Raw genomic sequence first — 17,919 nt, forward strand, 5'->3', positions numbered from 1 at the left:
GTCCCCGATTCCGCGCCCGCCCCGCGGGTGCGGTCCTTCATGCGGTGATGGACCGGGAGGCGAATGACACATGGGTGGTGCATCCGACAGGAGAGACGGACAATCCGGGGCCGCCGGAGGGGCATCGGCGGCCGACCGCCCCGACAAGGTGCGCAACGTGGTGCTGGTCGGCCACAACGGAGCGGGCAAGACGACGCTGGTGGAGGCCCTCGCCCAGGCCACCGGCGCGGTGAACCGGGCGGGCCGGGTCGAGGACGGTGCCTCGGTCTCCGACCACGACGAGATCGAGCAGCGGCAGCAGCGCTCGGTGCAGCTGTCCCTGGTCCCGGTGGAATGGGAGGGCATCAAGGTCAATGTGCTGGACACCCCCGGCTACGCGGACTTCGTCGGGGAGCTCCGGGCCGGTCTGCGGGCGGCGGACGCGGCCCTTTTCGTCGTCTCGGCGGCGCAGGACGGCGAGGGCATCGGCGGCGCGACGCGGCTGGTGTGGGACGAGTGCGCGGCGGTCGGGATGCCGCGGGCGGTGGTCGTCACGCACCTGGAGTCGGCGCTGGCCGGCTTCGAGGAGACGGCCGCGCAGTGCGCGGCCGAGCTGGGCGGCGACGACCCGGACGCGGTGCTGCCGCTCTACCTGCCGGTGCACGGCCCGGCCGGGCCGGACGGCCACGCGCCGGTGACCGGACTGGCCGGGCTGCTGTCGCAGCAGGTCTTCGACTACTCCTCCGGTGAGCGGGTCGGCGCCGAGCCGGGCCCGGACCTGCTGCCGCGGCTCCAGGAGGCCAGGAACCGGCTGATCGAGGGGATCATCGCCGAGAGCGAGGACGAGACCCTCATGGACCGCTATCTCGGCGGCGAGGAGATCGACGTCAAGACGCTGATCACCGACCTGGAGCGGGCCGTGGCCCGCGGCACCTTCCACCCCGTGCTGGCCGCCGCCCCCGCGGCGGACGGCGCCCGCCAGGGCCTGGGCACCGTGGAACTGCTCGAACTGGTCACCCGTGGCTTCCCGACGCCGCTGGAGCGGACCCCGCCACCGGTGACGGCGCCCGACGGCTCGCCGCAGCCGCCGCTGGAGTGCGACCCCGAGGGACCGCTGGCCGCGGAGGTCGTGAAGACCTCCTCCGACCCGTACGTCGGCCGGATCAGCCTGGTGCGGGTGTTCTCGGGCACGCTGCGGCCCGACGACACGGTGCACGTCTCGGGGCACGGCATGGAGGACCGCGGGCACGAGGACCACGACGTGGACGAGCGGGTGGGCGCGCTGTCGTCGCCGTTCGGCAAACAGCAGCGGCCGGTGCCCTCGGCGGTGGCCGGCGACCTGGTGTGCGTGGCCAAGCTGACCCGCGCGGAGACCGGGGACACGCTGTCGTCGAAGGACCGCCCGCTGCTCATGGAGCCGTGGCAGATGCCGGACCCGCTGCTGCCGGTCGCCATCGAGGCGCACAGCAAGGCGGACGAGGACAAGCTGTCGCACGGCCTGTCCCGGCTGGTCGCCGAGGACCCGACGATGCGCCTGGAGCAGAACCCGGACACCCGGCAGGTCGTGCTGTGGTGCCTGGGCGAGACGCACGCGGACGTGGCGCTGGAGCGGCTGCGCACCCGTTACGGGGTGCAGGTCGACGCGGTGCCGCACCGGGTGTCGCTGCGGGAGACGTTCGGTGCGGCGGCGACCGCGCGCGGCCGGCACGTCAAGCAGTCCGGCGGGCACGGCCAGTTCGCGATCTGCGACATCGAGGTGGAGCCGCTGCCGGTGGGTTCGGGCGTCGAGTTCGTGGACAAGGTGATCGGCGGCGCGGTGCCGCGGCAGTTCATCCAGTCGGTGGAGAAGGGCGTCCGCGCCCAGGCCGCGCGCGGAGTGGCGCTCGGATACCCGGTGGTGGACATCAGGGTCACGCTGTCCGACGGCAAGGCGCACTCGGTGGACTCCTCGGACGCCGCGTTCCAGACCGCGGGCGCGCTGGCGCTGCGCGAGGCGGCCGCGGCCTGCCGCATCCACCTGCTGGAGCCGGTCTCCGAGGTCGGCGTGATGGTGCCGGACGCGTACGTGGGTCCGGTGATGAGCGACCTGTCGAGCCGCCGCGGCCGGGTGCTGGGCACCGAACCGGCGGGCCCGGGACGGTCGTTGGTGCGCGCCGAGGTGCCGGAGATCGAGATCGGCCGGTACGCGGTGGACCTGCGCTCGCTGTCGCACGGCACCGGCCGGTTCAGCCGGCACTACGCGCGGCACGAACCGATGCCGGCCGGCCTGGCCACCAAGCTGCGGCAGCAGGCCGAGGAGGGGGAGCACACCAGGTGACAACGGGTCCGGCGGGGCGCACCGCGCCCCCGCCGGACCTCCAGGGGCGCGCGGGCCACTCGTCGCGCGCCCCTGTTGATCCGTCAACGGCGGCCGGAACCGGGCCCGTTCGGCCGCCTGCGGGCACCCCGCGGGCCTTCACGCCGCTAATCTGGGAACTGCTCCGAACGTGTGACGCGCCGTCCGGCGGGGAATGGGCCGGTCGGAGCCGGTGCGGTGGCGGCGGAACGGCGGACTGGGGGCTTCGGTGACGGACGGGTTCGACTTCAGCCCGGGGGCTCAGGTCCCGCTCACGGGCATCGACGGCGAGACCGCCGCGACGCAGGCGCTGGCGTCCGCCGCGTACCGCGACAGCCCGGTCACCGCGCTGGTCGACATCAACGAGGCCACGTCGGTCACCGCGCCGCGGCTGTCGCTGTTCCAGCCGAACCTCGGTGAGGCGTTCGCGCGGGCCGTGCAGGTGCGGATGCTCGGCGGCAGCCGCAAGGAGCTCGTGCAGTCCTTCGGCGTCGAGCCGCAGACCGTGGTCGAGCACTGCCTGGCCGCCAACCGGCTGCGCCAGGAGCGCGACAGCCGGCTGTCCGTGCTCATGGGCGTGTTCGGCCTGCTGTTCCTGCCGGGCGTGCTGCTGTGGCTGGGCGCGTTCCAGCTGCGCACCTCGCTCGCGGCGCTGCGCGGCCGCGGCAACCGGGCCGGCATGCTGGGCGGGATCGTGCTCGCCGTCGCGATCGGCTTCACCGCGCTGCTGGTCATCCGGCCGCCGTTCTCCGGATTCTGGTCGGAGTACGCGCGCGTGGTGATGGTCGCCCCGGTCATCGGCTGGTACTGGGCGAAGCGGATCTGCGAGCGCAGTGCCAAGGACCTGCGCGACCGCTGGGCGGGGCTGGTGGCCGGCACCGGAGTCGGTGCGAAGATCCCCGAGGCGGTCCCCCGCAACCCCAACCAGGTGCGGGCCGAACGGCTGCGGCAGAGCCTGGCGAAGCTGTCGGCGGAGCAGAACAGCAACGTGGTCTTCTACGCCGGGCCCAAGGGGATACTGGGCATGGGCAGCCGCTGGGCGAGCTGGCAGATGGCCGAGGAGCTGCTGCCGCGCGAGGGCCTCGCCGAGATCCACCCGTTCCGCAGCTGGGACGTGATCCGGGCGATCCACGACAAGCTGCGGATGCTGGAGCGCGGGCCCCTGCACACCGGCGGCTTCCCGAAGGCGTCGATACGGCACTGGGTCGTGGTGCCGATCGGCGAGGGCGCGGGCAAGATCTCCCGGCCGACCGGCGCCGAGGTCGATGCGTTCACCGTCAAGGACTTCGAGATCCAGCGGATCTGCAACACCCAGCAGTTCGGCAAGGGCAACCGGCACTACCTGGGCATCCAGTTCGTGCTGTGGGACGGCAACCTGGTGCTGACGCTGATGGTCACGGTGACGGTGCTGGCGCAGACGCTGCGGGTGGAGGTCACCGGGCACGCGCTCGGGCCGGTCGACGGCCTGTTCACCAGCGCGCCCGACCCGGCGGAGAAGACCGTCTCCAAGCCGGTGAAGTTCTGGGAGACCAAGACCGTCAGCCTGCCCCTGATCTCCTCCAACGAGGTGGTGCGGCTGGCCGCGCGCGCCCCGCTGACGTGGTTCCCGCCGGTCCTGGACTTCCTCGGCGGGACGCTGAAGCTGCCCGAGCCGTTCGGGCTGCGGCACACCTGGGCCGGCAAGCCGTGGAAGCACCGGTTCATGGCGGACGACGCCCTGCGCGCCGCCACCCCGGTGCTGCGCGCGGTGCACGCGGCCGCGATCCAGGTGATGGAGGAGAACGGCGTGGACACCTCGCACTTCGCCAACCGCTCGATGGTGCTGAGCGGGCTGGTGCAGAGCGTGGAGCCGAAGAAGGCCGACGCGTACGACGCGTGAGCGGTCAGCGGGGCCAGGCGTCGGCGAGCATCTTCCGGGTGTCGGCGAGCAGTTGGGGCAGCACCTTGGTGTGGCCGACGACCGGCATGAAGTTCATGTCCCCGCCCCAGCGCGGCACCACGTGCTGGTGCAGGTGCGCGGCGATCCCGGCGCCCGCCACCCCGCCCTGGTTCATGCCGATGTTGAAGCCCTGGGCGCCGGACGCGGACCGCAGCGCGGCCATCGCCTGCTTGGTCAGCAGCGCCAGCTCCGCGGTCTCCCGGTCGTCCAGCTCGGTGTAGTCGGCGACGTGCCGGTAGGGCACCACCATCAGATGGCCGCTGTTGTACGGGTACAGGTTGAGCAGGGCGTAGACGTGGTCGCCGCGGGTGAGGATCAGGCCGTCCTCGTCGGACTCGGCGGGCACGGCACAGAACGGGCATCCGTCGCCGGCGCCGGGGCCGGTGGGCTTGTTCTCGCCCTTGATGTAGGCCATGCGGTGCGGGGTCCACAGCCGCTGGAACCCGTCCGGTTCGCCCGCCCCCCTGTGCTGCTCCGGCTCACTCGTCATGCCGCTCAGCATAGGACTTCACCCCTGTGGAGCGTGTCGCCGGGCCCCCTGCCCGCCTGCTCCGGTGATCCTGGCGTGATGGACGCCGACGACCGTGTGGCCCGGTGGGAGGACCGTTCCGAGGGACCGCTGTTCATCGCCTCGCTGCTCTTCCTCGCCGCGTACGCCGCCCATGTCCTGGACCCCGGGGCGCCGGACTGGGTGCATGCGATCCTGCTCTCGGTGATCGCGCTCACCTGGGCGGGCTTCCTCGTGGACTACCTGGTCCGCCTGCGGCTGAGCGGGCGCCGGTTCGGGCCGGCCTACGTCCGCGACAACTTCGTCGACACCGTCGCCACGATCCTGCCGCTGCTGCGTCCGCTGCGGGTGGTCCGGATCTACGAGGTGGTGCAGCGGCGCCGGGAGCAGCCGCGGCTGAGCCTGTACGGCCGGGTCATCGCCTACGGGAGCCTGACCTCGCTGCTGCTGGGGTTCGCCGGCGCGCTCGCGGTGTACCAGCAGGAGCGGTACGCGCCGCACGCCACCATCCGCACGTTCGGCGACTCCGTGTGGTGGGTGGCGGAGACGCTGACCACCGTCGGGTACGGCGACGTCACGCCCGTCACGGTCGGCGGCCGCACGATCGCGACCTTCCTGATGGTGCTCGGCCTGGCCCTGCTCGGCGCAGTCACCGGTTCGTTCTCGTCCTGGCTCATCCAGAGCTTCGCCCGCGACGACGAGAAGTAGCTGGGAGAAAGAGCGGGCAGGAGGAGCGGGGACCGTCCGCGACGGCCCGGGCGGTCGGAGCGGACGGCGCTGCGGGCCCCCGGGCATTCCCGGGGCCCGCAGCGCGTGCTCGGCCCGCTCTGCCGTCAGACCTGGACGCGGCGCTCGACGACGTCGACCAGCTTGGCCAGCGCGATGTCGCGCGGCACGCCGTTCTCCTGCGACCCGTCGCGGTAGCGGAAGGAGACCGTGCCGTTCGTCATGTCCTCGTCGCCGACGATGATCATGAACGGGACCTTGAGCTTCTGGTGGGTCCTGATCTTCTTCTGCATCCGGTCGGACGAGGCGTCGACCTGGACCCGCAGGCCCCTGCGCTTCGCCTCGTCGGCGAACTCCTGCAGGTACGGGACGTGGCTGTCGCCGACCGGGATGCCGACCGCCTGCACCGGCGCCAGCCAGGCCGGGAACGCGCCCGCGTAGTGCTCCAGGAGCACCGCGAAGAAGCGCTCGATGGAGCCGAACAGCGCGCGGTGGATCATCACCGGCCGCTGCCGCGAGCCGTCGGCCGCGGTGTACTGCAGGTCGAACCGCTCGGGCAGGTTGAAGTCGAGCTGCACGGTCGACATCTGCCAGCTGCGGCCGATCGCGTCCTTGGTCTGGACGGAGATCTTCGGCCCGTAGAACGCGGCGCCGCCCGGGTCGGGCACCAGCGGCAGCCCCTGCTTCTCGGCCACCTTGCGGAGCGTCTCGGTGGCCTCGTCCCACGTCTCGTCGGAGCCGACGTACTTCTCCGGATCCTTGGTGGACAGTTCCAGGTAGAAGTCGGTCAGGCCGTAGTCGCGCAGCAGGTTGAGCACGAAGGTGAGGGTGGAGTCGAGCTCCTCCGCCATCTGCTCCTTGGTGCAGTAGATGTGCGCGTCGTCCTGCGTGAAGCCGCGGGCGCGGGTCAGGCCGTGCACCACACCGGACTTCTCGTACCGGTACACCGTCCCGAACTCGAAGAGCCGCAGCGGCAGTTCACGGTAGGACCGGCCGCGGGCGTCGAAGATCAGGTTGTGCATCGGGCAGTTCATGGGCTTGAGGTAGTAGTCCGTGCCCTCGTCGAGCTGCATGGGCGGGTACATGCCGTCGGCGTACCAGTCCAGGTGGCCCGAGGTCTCGAACAGGGTGCCCTTGGTGGCGTGCGGGGTGTAGACGAACTCGTACCCCTCCTCCTCGTGGCGGCGCCGCGAGTAGTCCTCCATCACCCGGCGGATGATGCCGCCCCGGGGGTGGAAGACCGCCAGGCCCGAGCCGATCTGCTCCGGGATGGAGAACAGGTCGAGTTCGGAGCCGAGCTTGCGGTGGTCGCGCTTGGCGGCCTCCTCCAGGAAGTCCAGGTGCGCCTTGAGCTCGTCCTTGGTCGGCCACGCGGTGCCGTAGATGCGCTGCAGCATCGGGTTCTTCTCGCTGCCGCGCCAGTACGCGGCGGCGTTGCGCATCAGCTTGAACGCGGGGATGTACCGGGTGCTCGGCAGGTGCGGGCCGCGGCACAGGTCCTTCCAGCACAGCTCGCCGGTCTTGGCGTCCAGGTTGTCGTAGATGGTCAGCTCGCCGCCGCCCACCTCGACGTCCGCGCCCTCCTCGGAGGCGGCGGACGAGCCCTTGAGCCCGATCAGCTCCAGCTTGTACGGCTCGGCCGCGAGCTCCTCGCGGGCGTCCTCGTCGGACACGACCCGGCGGGAGAAGAGCTGGCCGCGCTTCTGGATCTCCTGCATCTTCTTCTCGATGGCCTTCAGGTCATCGGGGTGGAACGGCTTCTCGACGTCGAAGTCGTAGTAGAAGCCGTCCTTGACCGGCGGGCCGATGCCCAGCTTGGCCTCGGGGAACAGCTCCTGCACGGCCTGGGCCATGACGTGCGCGGTCGAGTGCCGCAGGATGTTCAGGCCGTCCTCGCTGGTGATGTCCACCGGCTCGACCTCGTCGCCCTCGGCCAGGGCGTACGCCAGGTCCTTCAGCTCCCCGCCGACGCGCGCGGCGACGACGGATCGCTCGCCGGGGAACAGGTCGGCCGCGGTCGTGCCCGTCGTGACCACCCGCTCCTCCGGTTCGGCGGAATCGCGATTGATGATCACACGGAGGTCTGACACCGGTCTGCTCCTGACTTGGTCGTACGGGCCGGGCGGCAGCCGCCGCCACTCGCTGAATCGTACCGAGCGATCAGCTCTGCCCGCGCAGGCATTCTCCGGAGCCCCGTGACGGTCAGTCGTCGTCCGTGCCGCAGGCGTCCTCGAAGGTGTCGACACCGCCGTGCAGGGACTTCAGCAGCCGGTCCCGCTCGGCCTCGTCGACGTCCACGGGCGTGACCACGCCGGGCTCGGCCAGCCGCCGGAAGCCGCCGCGGCTCTCCAGCCGTCCGCTGATCCGCACCGGCAGCCCGACCAGGTGCGCGTGCACGGCGATGCGGTACGCCTCCTCGTCCAGCCTGACCCGCACCTGGCGCACGTCGGCACCGGCCAGCACCCGCAGCCGCACGGTGCCGCCGCCGGACGGCGCGGGCCGCCGCATCCGCACGACGGTCCCGGTCAGCCGGACCGGCACGGACGGTTCCCGGTCCCGGTAACGGGCACCGGCGGCCTCCAGGGCGGGGAGGTCGCCGGGTGAGAACTCGACGGGGTCCGGGCGGGCCGCGAACCCCTCGGGTGGCCCGGCGGCCGGCCACCAGTCCAGCTCGACGCTCACCCCTTCGGTGCCCCGCACCAGCTTGACCAGCGAGCGGGCCAGCTCGTGGCTGACGCCGAGGCCGACGGCGGCGTCGAACGCGTCGAGGCCGCCGGTGGCCCGCTGGTAGTCCACGGCGTCCCGGGTGGCCTGCAACGCCCGCAGCAGCGTGGTGGCGGTCGGCCGGCCCTCGGGCACCGGGGTGTAGGCGGTGAGCAGGTCGCCGCCCAGCGCCGAGCCGCCGGGTCCGACCAGCACGCTGTCGAGGAACGCGGCCGCCTGCGGGCCGTGCCGCTCCCCGAAGTAGGCCGCCGGGCGCAGCGCGGCCCGCGCGCCGGCCAGCAGCATCGCGCGGGCGGCGGACCTGAGCTGGTCGGAGGTGGCCCAGGGCACGCCGGGACCGCTGCCGGGCACGTCCCGGGTCCAGCGGATCGCGTCGCCCGGCACGGTCAGCGCGCGCAGCACCTCGCGCGCCGAGGGCGCCGACGAGCGGGCCAGCGCGGTGAGCGCCTCGCCCAGCAGGTCGGCGTAGTCGGCGTAGTGGGGCGGGCGGCCGCCGCGCGCCCGGGTCTCGGGCAGCAGCAGGCTGGTGCCGCCGCCGTCACCGGGCGGCGTCCAGCGGCCGTAGCGGCCGGGCGCGCCGCCGCGGCGCTGCCAGCCGTGCCGGCGCAGCAGCGCGGTCAGGACGGCGGGGTCGACGCGCTCGGGGTCTGGCGGTACGGGCTCGTCGCCGGTCAGGTGCGTCACGGTCTTCCTCCGGCCCCGACCCGCGCCATGATCGCGCACAGCGCGCGGTCGTCGAAGATCCGCGCGGTGGGTACCCGCACGGTGGTCTTGTACCTGCCGGTCACCGGGTGTCCGGCGAGGTTGGTCCAGTAGCAGCAGTGCCGCAGTTCGAGCCGGTCGTGGCCGGCGCGCAGCCACTCCTCCTGGGTGCGCGGGACGAGCATCACGACCAGGATCTTGTGGACGGAGACGGGGGTCCTGGCGAGCTTGGCCAGGTGGTCGTTCTCCAGGGTGAACGCGAAGGAGGGACCAGGGGGGTTGGGGGCCGTCTGGTAGGTGCACTTCAGCTGCACCTTGATGGTGACCTCGTCGTCCACCGCGTGGGTGCGGGAGTTGTGGCTGATGTGCCAGTCGATGCCGTTGTCGGGAAAGGGCTGGGCCAGGGAGCACCCGGCCGCCGCGGCGACCGCGTGCAGGTAGCCGACCTGAAGGGTCTCCATGCAGCTGGTGGTGGCGAGCCCGCCGCGCAGGGGGGCTGCCTGCTCCGGCAGCAGCCCTCCAGGCCCGGGCTGTGCGAGCGCCATCGCTCTGTGTGCCTTCCGTGCGGGTGCGCCCGATCGGACGCCCGTTCGCTCCTCGTACGTTTCTCCTCTGCCCGTGTCATCTCCACCTGCGACAACTTCCAAACAATCCCGGTTCATTGACATCTCGTCATGGGTACACCGTTGGTGAGGAGTTGCCCCGACTCCTCCTCATCTCCCCTTCGACACACGCTGTTCACCGGAAACACGGGAGCCGGACATGCCGGACACGCAAGCCTGGTACGAGGGACCGCTGGCCGCCTTCGACACGGAGACGACCGGGGTGGATGTGGAGCAGGACCGGATCGTCTCCGCCGCACTGGTGGTGGAGACCGCGGACGGCCGGCCGGCCGGGACCTCCCGGTGGCTGGTCGACCCGGGGGTGCCGGTCCCCGAGTCCGCGCGGGCCGTGCACGGTCTGTCGGACGCCTTCCTGCGACGGCACGGGCGGCGGCCGGCGCCCGTGATGGAGGAGCTGGCCCGGCATCTGGCGGCGGCGAGCGCGGCCGGCACACCGCTCGTGGTGATGAACGCGCCCTTCGATCTCACGCTGCTGGACCGGGAGTTGCGGCGGCACCGCGGCGTGGCACTCAGCGCGTACTTCAGCGGTCCGGCGTGGTGCGTGGTGGACCCGCGGGTCCTCGACAAGCACCTGGACCGTTACCGCAAGGGCCGCCGCACCCTGACCGACCTGTGCGCGCACTACGGCGTGGTGCTGGACGGCGCGCACGACGCGGCGGCCGACGCGGCCGCGTCGCTGACCCTGGTCCGCGCGATCGGCCGCAGGTTCGCCGGGCGGCTCGACGGGCTGGGCCCGGCCGAGCTGCACACCCGTCAGGCGATCTGGCACGCCGCCCAGTCGCGCGGCCTCCAGGCGTGGTTCGCCAGCAACGGCTCGGACGAGCGGTGCGATCCGGCGTGGCCGCTGCGGCCGCAGCCGCCCGCGAGCGCCGCGGCCTGACACGACGAGGGCGGGGTGTGCTCGCTGTTCGCGAGCACACCCCGCCCTCGGTGCTGTGGGCGATACTGGGATCGAACCAGTGACCCCTTCGGTGTGAACGAAGTGCTCTCCCGCTGAGCTAATCGCCCGGGACGTGGTGAACCATACCGGTTCGGCGCCACGGCGTTCAAACGAGATCGCCCGGGCCGGCGGCCAGCCGGGCGAGCAGGCCGACGCGACCGGCGCGCATCATCAGCAGGTGGTTGACGCGGAACAGCGGCCGGCACGGCAGTGCCAGCACCCGCATCAGCGTCTTGCGCACCACCACCTCCTGCTCGAACAGCAGCCGCGTCCCGCGGTCCCCGGCGCCGGGGCTGACGGTCCATCGGACCCAGCCCTCCAGGTCGCCGGTCAGCGCCACCTCCAGCACCCCATCCCGCGGATCGCGGCGCGTGGAACGGGCGTTGACGGTCAGGTCGTACGGCAGGACCGAGCGGAAGCGCAGCACGCCGGTGGTCTCACCGGTCTGCCGGACCTCGCGGACCTGCGGCCACCACTCGGGGTAGGTGTCGGGGCGCTCCAGGACCCGGTACACCGCGTCGGGCTCCGCCCGGAGCTGCCACGTGCTGCGGAATCGGTAGTGGCTCCAGTCCATGCCGGGAGTCTGCCCATGCGAGGGCCCCGCGCAAAGACGAGGGTCCCGAAGTCGTGGTACACGACTCCGGGACCCTCGGTTCCGGGTGGGCGATACTGGGATCGAACCAGTGACCCCTTCGGTGTGAACGAAGTGCTCTCCCGCTGAGCTAATCGCCCCGGCGAGGACAACACTACCGCACCGCGACCGGGCTCCCGAACCACCTCCGCGCCCGCCCCGGCGTCACCACGACGACGCCAGAACGACTCCTGGACGGTGCCTGGACGGTGCCAGGACGGCGCCACGACGACGCACTCCCGCATCGTCACCCTCCGCGACCGGGCACCCCGATTCGGGCCACTTTCGCGGTCACCGGGATGGCCGCCGCGCTGGTCCGGACGCTGCGCCGGACGAGGTACCAGAAGCCGCACAAACCCCTCAGAGGGGTTTACAACGTCCCCGCAGGTGGCATGTCGATTTCGCCGACGTGCGAATCCCCGAGCGCACACTGAGCGAAAGGCCCTGGCGCTTATGAACACCACGGTCAGCTGCGAGCTGCACCTGCGCCTCGTTGTGTCGAGCGAATCCTCACTGCCTGTACCCGCGGGCTTGCGGTACGACACGGCCGATCCGTATGCCGTGCACGCCACCTTCCACACCGGTGCCGAAGAGACGGTCGAATGGGTGTTCGCCCGCGACCTGCTCGCCGAGGGGCTGCACCGCCCCACCGGCACCGGCGACGTCCGAGTCTGGCCGTCCCGCAGCCACGGTCAGGGCGTCGTGTGCATCGCCCTCAGCTCCCCCGAGGGCGAAGCCCTGCTCGAAGCCCCGGCGCGGGCCCTGGAGTCCTTCCTGAAGCGGACGGACGCCGCGGTCCCGCCCGGCACCGAGCACCGCCATTTCGATCTGGATACGGAGCTCTCGCACATCCTCGCGGAGAGCTGAGCCCCGTCCCCCGACGTCCGGAGCCGTCCTACTCGGGGGGACAGCCCGGACCGCGACCAGCCGCCCCGACCGGCGCCTGGCCCGCACCGGCGCCTGTCGCCGCACGTACGAGAGCCGTCAGCGTGGAGCCCACCGCCCCACGCCGGCGGCTCTCGCACGCTAGAGTCACCGGAACCGCAGCCGAAGATCCCGCCGGCAGGGAGCGATTCCGTGCTCATCAACCACGACACCAGGTGCGCTCTCGACAGCGTGGTGGACCTGGTCAACAGCCAGCCGCAGATCGAGGGCCGGGAATCGCTGGGCGACGTGGCCGCCCTGCGCCGGTTCGTGGAACAGCACCGCGTCAGCGAGGTGGGCCGGCTCGGCGAGAACGACGTCGACGCCGTGCACGCCGTCCGCGAGCGCTTCGCGGAGGTCTTCTTCGGCGCGGGCGACGACACCGCGGCCGCGACCCTCCTCAACGCCATGATCGCCGAGGCCGGGACCACGCCGCGGCTCACCGACCACGACGGCTACGACTGGCACGTGCACTACTTCGCGCCCGGCGCCTCGCTGGCCGAGCACCTGGCCGCCGACGGCGGCATGGCGCTGGCCTTCCTGATCGTGGCCGGCGAGCGGGAGCGGCTGCGCCGGTGCGACGCGCCGGACTGCCGGCGCGCCTTCGTCGACCTCTCGCGCAACCGCTCACGCCGCTACTGCGACAGCCGCACGTGCGGGAACCGGCTGCACGTCGCCGCGTACCGGGCCCGCAGGCGCGAGGCCAGCGCCTGAGACGGCGCGTTTCCCGGACACGACCGCGGACACGGACAGGGCCGCGGCCGCGCGGGCGGTGGCCCGGGCGTCCGGGGCGGGGTGCGGCGGCCGCGGCTCACACGAAGAGCAGGTCCCACGCCGCTCCCCCGCCGATGAGCCCGCCGATCACGCACAGGAACAGCATCAGCGGCGGCTGCGACAGCGCGTAGAGGCAGCCCTTCGGCTCGGGGACCGCGGCGAGCGGTGCCGCGAGCACGGCCGGGGACGGCTCGGGGGGCGCCGGCTCGGGGACGGTCACGGTGAAGACGGGGGTCGGGCGGGGGGAGGCTCCGGCGCGGTCCTGGCACGGCGGGGCGACGCGATCCCCGGGGGAGGTCAGCACAGCCTGATGATCGCGCAGCACAAGATCGCGGGGGCCCCAACACGCAGAGTTTACAAGGCCGTTTACCTGCGTCTCGGATCGCGGAATCCGACTGCTGAGACAGTCCGTCTCGACTAGTGTGCGTGGGTTGCCCCGATATCCGCTCGGCGCTCAGATGCCGCGGCGCTTGAGGATCTCCTCGACGTCGGCGAACTCCGACAGCCCGCCGTCGCCGCTCCCGCGCCTGCCGCCGCGCCCCTGCGGCAGGGCGGGCGCTGCCGCCGCCGCGGGACCCGGGCCGCCCGCCGGCACCGCGGCCCGCCCGCTCCCGCCGGCCGCCGCCTCCTCGCCCCGGCCGCTGCCGGAGATCAGGCGCGTGGCGCCGTACAGCAGGACCGAGCAGGCGATCACGCCGAAGCCGATCCACACCGTGGGCCTGAGGACGAGATCGGCCGCCCAGTCGGCGACGGCGGTGCCGATCCGGCGGCCGAGCGTGACCAGGCCGGCCATCGCCAGGCCGACGGGCAGCAGCGACACCGCGGCGATACGGGTGGCCCGCAGGTACCTGCGGCGGTAGGCCGTCCGCACGGCGAGAGCGAGGCCGGCGACGGACAGGGCGGCGCAAAGGGCGGTGGTCAGCATCCTGCGGCTCCCTGCGGGTCACGGCCGGCCGCCGGGCCCGGCCGGAGCCCCGCGGTAACGCGTCCCCCCATCGTGCCCCCGCTCCCCGCCCCGTGGCCACGGACCTGCGCCGACTTCAGGGGGATCTCCGGGACGCCTCCTCCGCTGGTGGCAAGGAGGCCTCCTCCGTGAGTGGGAGACTGACCGCATGACGCACCCCTCCCCCGCTTCCCCCGCCCGCCGGCCGGTCGTCCTCGACGTCTGGTGCGAGCTGCAGTGCCCGGACTGCCGGACCGCCCTGGACGACCTGGCGGCGCTGCGCGAGCGGTACGGCGACGACCTCGCCATCCAGCTGCGGCACTTCCCCCTGGAGAAGCACAAGCACGCGCTGGCGGCGGCCCAGGCGTTCGAGGAGGCGTTCGCGCAGGGCGCGGCGTGGCCGTACGCGGAGGCGGTCCTGGCCCGCGTGGAGGAGCTCGACCGGCACGGCGAGCAGCTGCTGATCGACGTCGCCCGCGAGCTGGGCCTGGACGCGGACGAGATGGACACGGCCCTGATCGACGGCCGCCACCTGCTCATCGTCGACTCCGACATCGCCGAGGGCCGCGCCATCGGTGTCAAGGGCACCCCCACCTACGTCATCGGCGGCGAACTCCTCGACGGCTCCAAGTCCCAGGACGGTCTCCGCTCCCGCATCGAGTCCCTCACCGACGCCCTCCTCACCCCCTGACCCCAGCCGCGGGGCCCCACCCGGGGCACGAGGACCACGTCGTGCGCCGGACGCAGTGCCCCGGTGGGCCCGCCCTGCCCCGTCAGGGGACGGCGCGGGGAACGGCGCGAGCCCGTCCTACAGGGGCTTCGTGAAGTGCCGCAGCACCGTGCGATACCCGAGCGACTCGTACAGCCGCACGGCCACCTCGTTGGCGACGAACACGTTGAGCCCGATGCTGCGCGCCCCCGCGCCCCCGCACACGTTCTCCGCCGCGAGCATCGCCGTCCGCCCGTGCCCGCGCCCGCGGAACTCCGCGGCGACCTCCACCGCGTACACCCACGCCGGGTCCGCCGTCCGCAGCCACAGCGCCGCGACGTCCTGGCCGTCGTGGCCGACGCCGAGCAGGGCGGGCCCGCCGGGCACGTCGGGATCGGGGAGCAGCGAGCGCGTGGAGTCGGCCTCGCGGGCCACCGCCTCGGCACGCGGCACGCCGAGGCTGGTCAGGCTCTCGATGTACTTCTCGCCCCCGCGCGCCAGCCACGGCCCGTACTCGGCCACGCTCAGCGGCCGCACCGACGTGCCCGCGGGCAGTGCCCGCCCGGGCCCGAGCGGCTTGCGCAGATGGCGGTTGCGCTCGGTGTAGCCGAGCGACGCGGCAAGCCGCAGCGCGTGCTCCGCGTCGGGCGGCACCGCGATCTTCACCTGGGTGCAGCCCCACGAGCGCAGCACCTCCTCGCCGGCCAGCGCCGCCACCGCGCCCCGGCCGCGCTTGCGGTCCGGCCCGTCGATCGCGAGATCGGCGATGGTGCCGACGGTCGGCCCGAACTGCTCGCCGGCGCTGAGCCGTACGCCGCCCACGGGACGGCTGTTGACGCACACCGTGTAGCTGCGGCCGCGCGTGCCGTCCGGGCCGCGGTGCTCGGGTCCCGCGGGCCGCAGGGTCGTCGTCATGGGTGGTCACGCTCCCGGGGTGATCGCGGCAACCGCGGTGGACGCGGGAGGGGCCGGACGCCGCACCCTCCCGCCGAAGCCGTTCTACCGCGCCATGGCCGCCCGGGTCACCGGGGTTACCGATGTACGGGCCCTCACGGGTCGACCTGCTCCGCCGCGCGCTCCGCGAACACCCGCATCGCCTTGGCCGTCACCGGGCCGGGCGCGCCCGGCAGTTCGCGGTCGTCGACCCGGTGCACGGCCTGCACGTCGCGCAGGCTGGAGGTCAGGAACACCTCGTCGGCCTCGGCGAGCACGTCGAACGGGAGGTCGGCCTCCTCGGCGCCGGCCCAGTCCGCGACCAGGGCGCGAGTGATGCCGGCCAGGCAGCCGGACTCCAGCGGCGGCGTCAGCAGCCGCCCGCCGAGCACGACGAACACGTTGGACCCGGTGCCCTCGCACAGCCGGCCCACGGTGTTGGCGAGCAGCGCCTCCGAGGCGCCGTGCTCGTGGGCGCGGGCCAGTGCGACGACGTTCTCGCCGTAGGAGGTGGTCTTCAGGCCGGCCAGCGCGCCACGCTCGTTGCGCGTCCAGGGGACGGTGACCACGGCGGTGGTGTCGGCGCGCGGCGTGGACTCGGCGAGGGCGACCACCAGCGTGGCGCCGGCGTCGCCGCGGTCGGAGCCCAGCGGGGAGGGCCCGCCGGTGTAGGTGATGCGCAGCCGTCCGAACGGCACCGGGTTGGCGTCGAGCACCGCCGCGCAGGCGGCCGCCACCTCGTCCAGGTCCGGTTCGGGCAGGCCGAGTCCGCGGGCCGAGCGGGCCAGCCGCCGCAGGTGGCGGGACGTCGCGAACGCGGTGCCGTTCACCGCCTTCAGGGTCTCGAAGACGCCGTCGCCGACGGTCAGCCCGTGGTCGAACACCGACACGGTCGCGTCCGCGGTGTCCCGCAGTCCGCCGTCCACCCAGATCCTCACCGCAGCATCCTTCCGCTCTCGCTGCCGCCGGGCGGTCGCCCGGTGGCCTCGGCGTCGCCCGTTCCGTCCGGGCGCGTGTCCCGGACCGGCGCGGGCCCGCTGTCCCGGCCCCCTTCCGACGCTACCGCCAGCAGGCGGCCCGCCTTCAGCTCCGTCTCCGCCCACTCGCCGGCCGGGTCGGAGCCCCAGGTGATGCCCGCGCCGCTGCCGAACCGCAGCACGGGACCGCCGGTGCCGTGCCGGTCGATCCAGAACGTCCGGATGCCGACGGCGAGTTCGGCCCGCCGGCGGTCCGCGTCCACCCAGCCGACCGCCCCGCAGTAAGGGCCGCGCGGCGCGGTCTCCAGTTCCTCGATGATCCGCAGGGCGCTCGACTTGGGCGCGCCGCTGACCGAGCCGGGCGGGAACGAGGCGGCGAACAGCTCCGGCCACCCGGCGCCCTCCCGCAGTTCGCCGCGGACCGTCGACACCAGGTGCACCAGGCCCGGGTACGGTTCGGCCCGGCACAGCGCCGGCACGGTGACGGTGCCCGTCGCGCAGACCCGGCCGAGGTCGTTGCGGACCAGGTCGACGATCATCACGTTCTCGGCGAAGTCCTTGTCCAGCAGTGCGGCGGCCTCGGTGGCGGTGCCCTTGATGGGCCCGGACTCGACGACGGCGCCGTCGCGGTGCAGGAACAGCTCGGGTGAGGCGGTCGCGATCTCGACCCCGTGCGCGGGCAGCCGGATCGTTCCTGCGTACGCGCCGGGGTTGCGGCCGGCCAGCACCGCGGACAGGGCGTCGACGTCCGCCTCGGCCCCTTCGGGCAGCGGCGCGGACAGCACCCGGCACAGGTTCACCTGGTAGACCTCGCCGGTCGCGATGCGCGCCCGGACCGCCGCGACGCCGGCCCGGTACGCGTCCCGGTCCATCGAGGACGTCCACGCGCCGGGGTGCGGCCCGCGCCAGCTCCGGGCCCGGGCCGTCTCGCCCGCCGGGTCCCGGGGAGCCCGTCGGACGTCGCCGAAGCGCGCGCAGACGGTGCGGCCCTCGAAGTCCGCCGCGACCGCCCAGAAGCCCGACGAGTCCAGTGCGGCCACGTCGTCGGTGACATCGCGCAGGTCGGAGGCGACGAGGCCGCCGAATCGGGCCATGGGGGCGAGGTCGCGCACGGGGCTTCCCTGGAGGACGGATGACTACCGGGGCCGAGTCTAGACGGCGCAGGTGGACGGCCGTTCGGAGGCGCAACGACCGTCAACCGCATGTCATTGCCCCGGCACGCTGCGGAAACCGGTTTTTGAGCTGGCCCGGGAATCCGCTAGAGTTCAACCCGTCGCCGAGGAACCAGTTCCGAGGCAGCCTGCGGACGTGGCTCAGTTGGTAGAGCATCACCTTGCCAAGGTGAGGGTCGCGAGTTCGAATCTCGTCGTCCGCTCGACGTGGGGGATCCTCCCGGACCCCTGCTGTGTGGTGGAGTGGCCGAGAGGCGAGGCAACGGCCTGCAAAGCCGTCTACACGGGTTCAAATCCCGTCTCCACCTCCAAGGACGATTAGCTCAGCGGGAGAGCGCTTCCCTGACACGGAAGAGGTCACTGGTTCAATCCCAGTATCG

17 protein-coding genes and 4 tRNA genes are annotated in these 17,919 nt (G+C 73.1%); 9 read left to right on the forward strand and 12 right to left on the reverse strand.

What is annotated here, in order from left to right:
• Positions 1-70 precede the first annotated feature (70 nt).
• Both BMW99_RS24165 and BMW99_RS24170 read left to right on the forward strand, forming a co-directional pair.
• Positions 71-2,296, forward strand: a complete 2,226-nt coding sequence (locus tag BMW99_RS24165) for an elongation factor G-like protein EF-G2 (RefSeq protein ID WP_075017528.1) — start codon at positions 71-73, stop codon at positions 2,294-2,296.
• A gap of 247 nt (positions 2,297-2,543) precedes the next feature.
• Positions 2,544-4,193: a hypothetical protein gene (locus BMW99_RS24170; protein ID WP_069463994.1), complete on the forward strand. Its 1,650-nt coding sequence runs from the start codon at positions 2,544-2,546 to the stop codon at positions 4,191-4,193.
• 4 nt (positions 4,194-4,197) lie between these two features.
• On the opposite strand, the gene BMW99_RS24175 is transcribed toward BMW99_RS24170, so the two are convergent.
• Positions 4,198-4,755 (reverse strand): HIT family protein, encoded by a 558-nt coding sequence (locus BMW99_RS24175; protein WP_069463992.1) that lies wholly within the window; start codon positions 4,753-4,755, stop codon positions 4,198-4,200.
• Between the two features lie 66 nt (positions 4,756-4,821).
• On the opposite strand from BMW99_RS24175, the gene BMW99_RS24180 reads away from it, so the two are divergent.
• Entirely contained in the window at positions 4,822-5,469 is a 648-nt protein-coding gene (locus tag BMW99_RS24180; protein ID WP_069463991.1) for a potassium channel family protein, read from the forward strand.
• Positions 5,470-5,594: 125 nt separating this feature from the next.
• On the opposite strand, the gene thrS is transcribed toward BMW99_RS24180, so the two are convergent.
• The 3 genes from thrS to BMW99_RS24195 form a co-directional block, all read right to left on the reverse strand.
• Positions 5,595-7,577 (reverse strand): threonine--tRNA ligase, encoded by a 1,983-nt coding sequence (gene thrS / locus BMW99_RS24185; RefSeq protein ID WP_069463990.1) that lies wholly within the window; start codon positions 7,575-7,577, stop codon positions 5,595-5,597.
• Positions 7,578-7,689: 112 nt separating this feature from the next.
• Positions 7,690-8,895, reverse strand: a complete 1,206-nt coding sequence (locus tag BMW99_RS24190; protein ID WP_069463989.1) for a serine/threonine-protein kinase — start codon at positions 8,893-8,895, stop codon at positions 7,690-7,692.
• A complete protein-coding gene (locus BMW99_RS24195; protein WP_069463988.1) occupies positions 8,892-9,458 on the reverse strand; it encodes a DUF4365 domain-containing protein in 567 nt (188 codons plus the stop codon). Before BMW99_RS24195 ends, BMW99_RS24190 begins: the two co-directional genes overlap by 4 nt.
• A 217-nt stretch (positions 9,459-9,675) precedes the next feature.
• Here BMW99_RS24195 and BMW99_RS24200 point away from each other — a divergent pair, with 217 nt between their 5' ends.
• Positions 9,676-10,416, forward strand: coding sequence for an exonuclease domain-containing protein (locus BMW99_RS24200; RefSeq protein WP_069463987.1), 741 nt, complete (start codon positions 9,676-9,678; stop codon positions 10,414-10,416).
• A gap of 56 nt (positions 10,417-10,472) precedes the next feature.
• Here BMW99_RS24200 and BMW99_RS24205 read toward each other — a convergent pair.
• From BMW99_RS24205 to BMW99_RS24215, 3 genes are all read right to left on the reverse strand, one after another.
• Positions 10,473-10,544 (reverse strand) — tRNA-Val (locus tag BMW99_RS24205).
• Positions 10,545-10,582: 38 nt separating this feature from the next.
• Entirely contained in the window at positions 10,583-11,050 is a 468-nt protein-coding gene (locus BMW99_RS24210; protein WP_069463986.1) for an SRPBCC family protein, read from the reverse strand.
• Between the two features lie 86 nt (positions 11,051-11,136).
• A tRNA-Val gene (locus BMW99_RS24215) sits at positions 11,137-11,208 on the reverse strand.
• Between the two features lie 352 nt (positions 11,209-11,560).
• Between BMW99_RS24215 and BMW99_RS24220 the strand changes: the two genes are divergently transcribed.
• The gene (locus BMW99_RS24220; protein WP_003959770.1) at positions 11,561-11,974 is read left to right on the forward strand and encodes an SsgA family sporulation/cell division regulator; all 414 of its coding nucleotides are present in this window, start codon (positions 11,561-11,563) and stop codon (positions 11,972-11,974) included.
• 210 nt (positions 11,975-12,184) lie between these two features.
• Positions 12,185-12,745: a CGNR zinc finger domain-containing protein gene (locus BMW99_RS24225; protein WP_075017529.1), complete on the forward strand. Its 561-nt coding sequence runs from the start codon at positions 12,185-12,187 to the stop codon at positions 12,743-12,745.
• Between the two features lie 97 nt (positions 12,746-12,842).
• Here the strand turns inward: BMW99_RS24225 and BMW99_RS24230 are convergent, their stop codons facing one another.
• A complete protein-coding gene (locus tag BMW99_RS24230) occupies positions 12,843-13,109 on the reverse strand; it encodes a hypothetical protein (protein WP_107485407.1) in 267 nt (88 codons plus the stop codon).
• A gap of 150 nt (positions 13,110-13,259) precedes the next feature.
• Positions 13,260-13,730, reverse strand: coding sequence for a hypothetical protein (locus tag BMW99_RS24235; protein ID WP_075017530.1), 471 nt, complete (start codon positions 13,728-13,730; stop codon positions 13,260-13,262).
• Between the two features lie 187 nt (positions 13,731-13,917).
• Here BMW99_RS24235 and BMW99_RS24240 point away from each other — a divergent pair, with 187 nt between their 5' ends.
• Entirely contained in the window at positions 13,918-14,439 is a 522-nt protein-coding gene (locus BMW99_RS24240) for a DsbA family protein (RefSeq protein ID WP_075017531.1), read from the forward strand.
• Between the two features lie 117 nt (positions 14,440-14,556).
• On the opposite strand, the gene BMW99_RS24245 is transcribed toward BMW99_RS24240, so the two are convergent.
• From BMW99_RS24245 to BMW99_RS24255, 3 genes are all read right to left on the reverse strand, one after another.
• The gene (locus BMW99_RS24245) at positions 14,557-15,372 is read right to left on the reverse strand and encodes a GNAT family N-acetyltransferase (protein ID WP_069467526.1); all 816 of its coding nucleotides are present in this window, start codon (positions 15,370-15,372) and stop codon (positions 14,557-14,559) included.
• 134 nt (positions 15,373-15,506) lie between these two features.
• Positions 15,507-16,328: an aminotransferase class IV gene (locus BMW99_RS24250; protein WP_075017532.1), complete on the reverse strand. Its 822-nt coding sequence runs from the start codon at positions 16,326-16,328 to the stop codon at positions 15,507-15,509.
• The gene (locus tag BMW99_RS24255; protein WP_079176161.1) at positions 16,325-17,479 is read right to left on the reverse strand and encodes a chorismate-binding protein; all 1,155 of its coding nucleotides are present in this window, start codon (positions 17,477-17,479) and stop codon (positions 16,325-16,327) included. Before BMW99_RS24255 ends, BMW99_RS24250 begins: the two co-directional genes overlap by 4 nt.
• A gap of 190 nt (positions 17,480-17,669) precedes the next feature.
• Between BMW99_RS24255 and BMW99_RS24260 the strand changes: the two genes are divergently transcribed.
• Positions 17,670-17,742: transfer RNA gene (locus BMW99_RS24260), tRNA-Gly, on the forward strand.
• A gap of 34 nt (positions 17,743-17,776) precedes the next feature.
• A tRNA-Cys gene (locus BMW99_RS24265) sits at positions 17,777-17,850 on the forward strand.
• Positions 17,851-17,919: the final 69 nt, after the last annotated feature.

Origin of the sequence: Actinacidiphila rubida (assembly GCF_900110255.1) — a bacterium.
GTDB classification, from domain to species: domain Bacteria; phylum Actinomycetota; class Actinomycetes; order Streptomycetales; family Streptomycetaceae; genus Actinacidiphila; species Actinacidiphila rubida.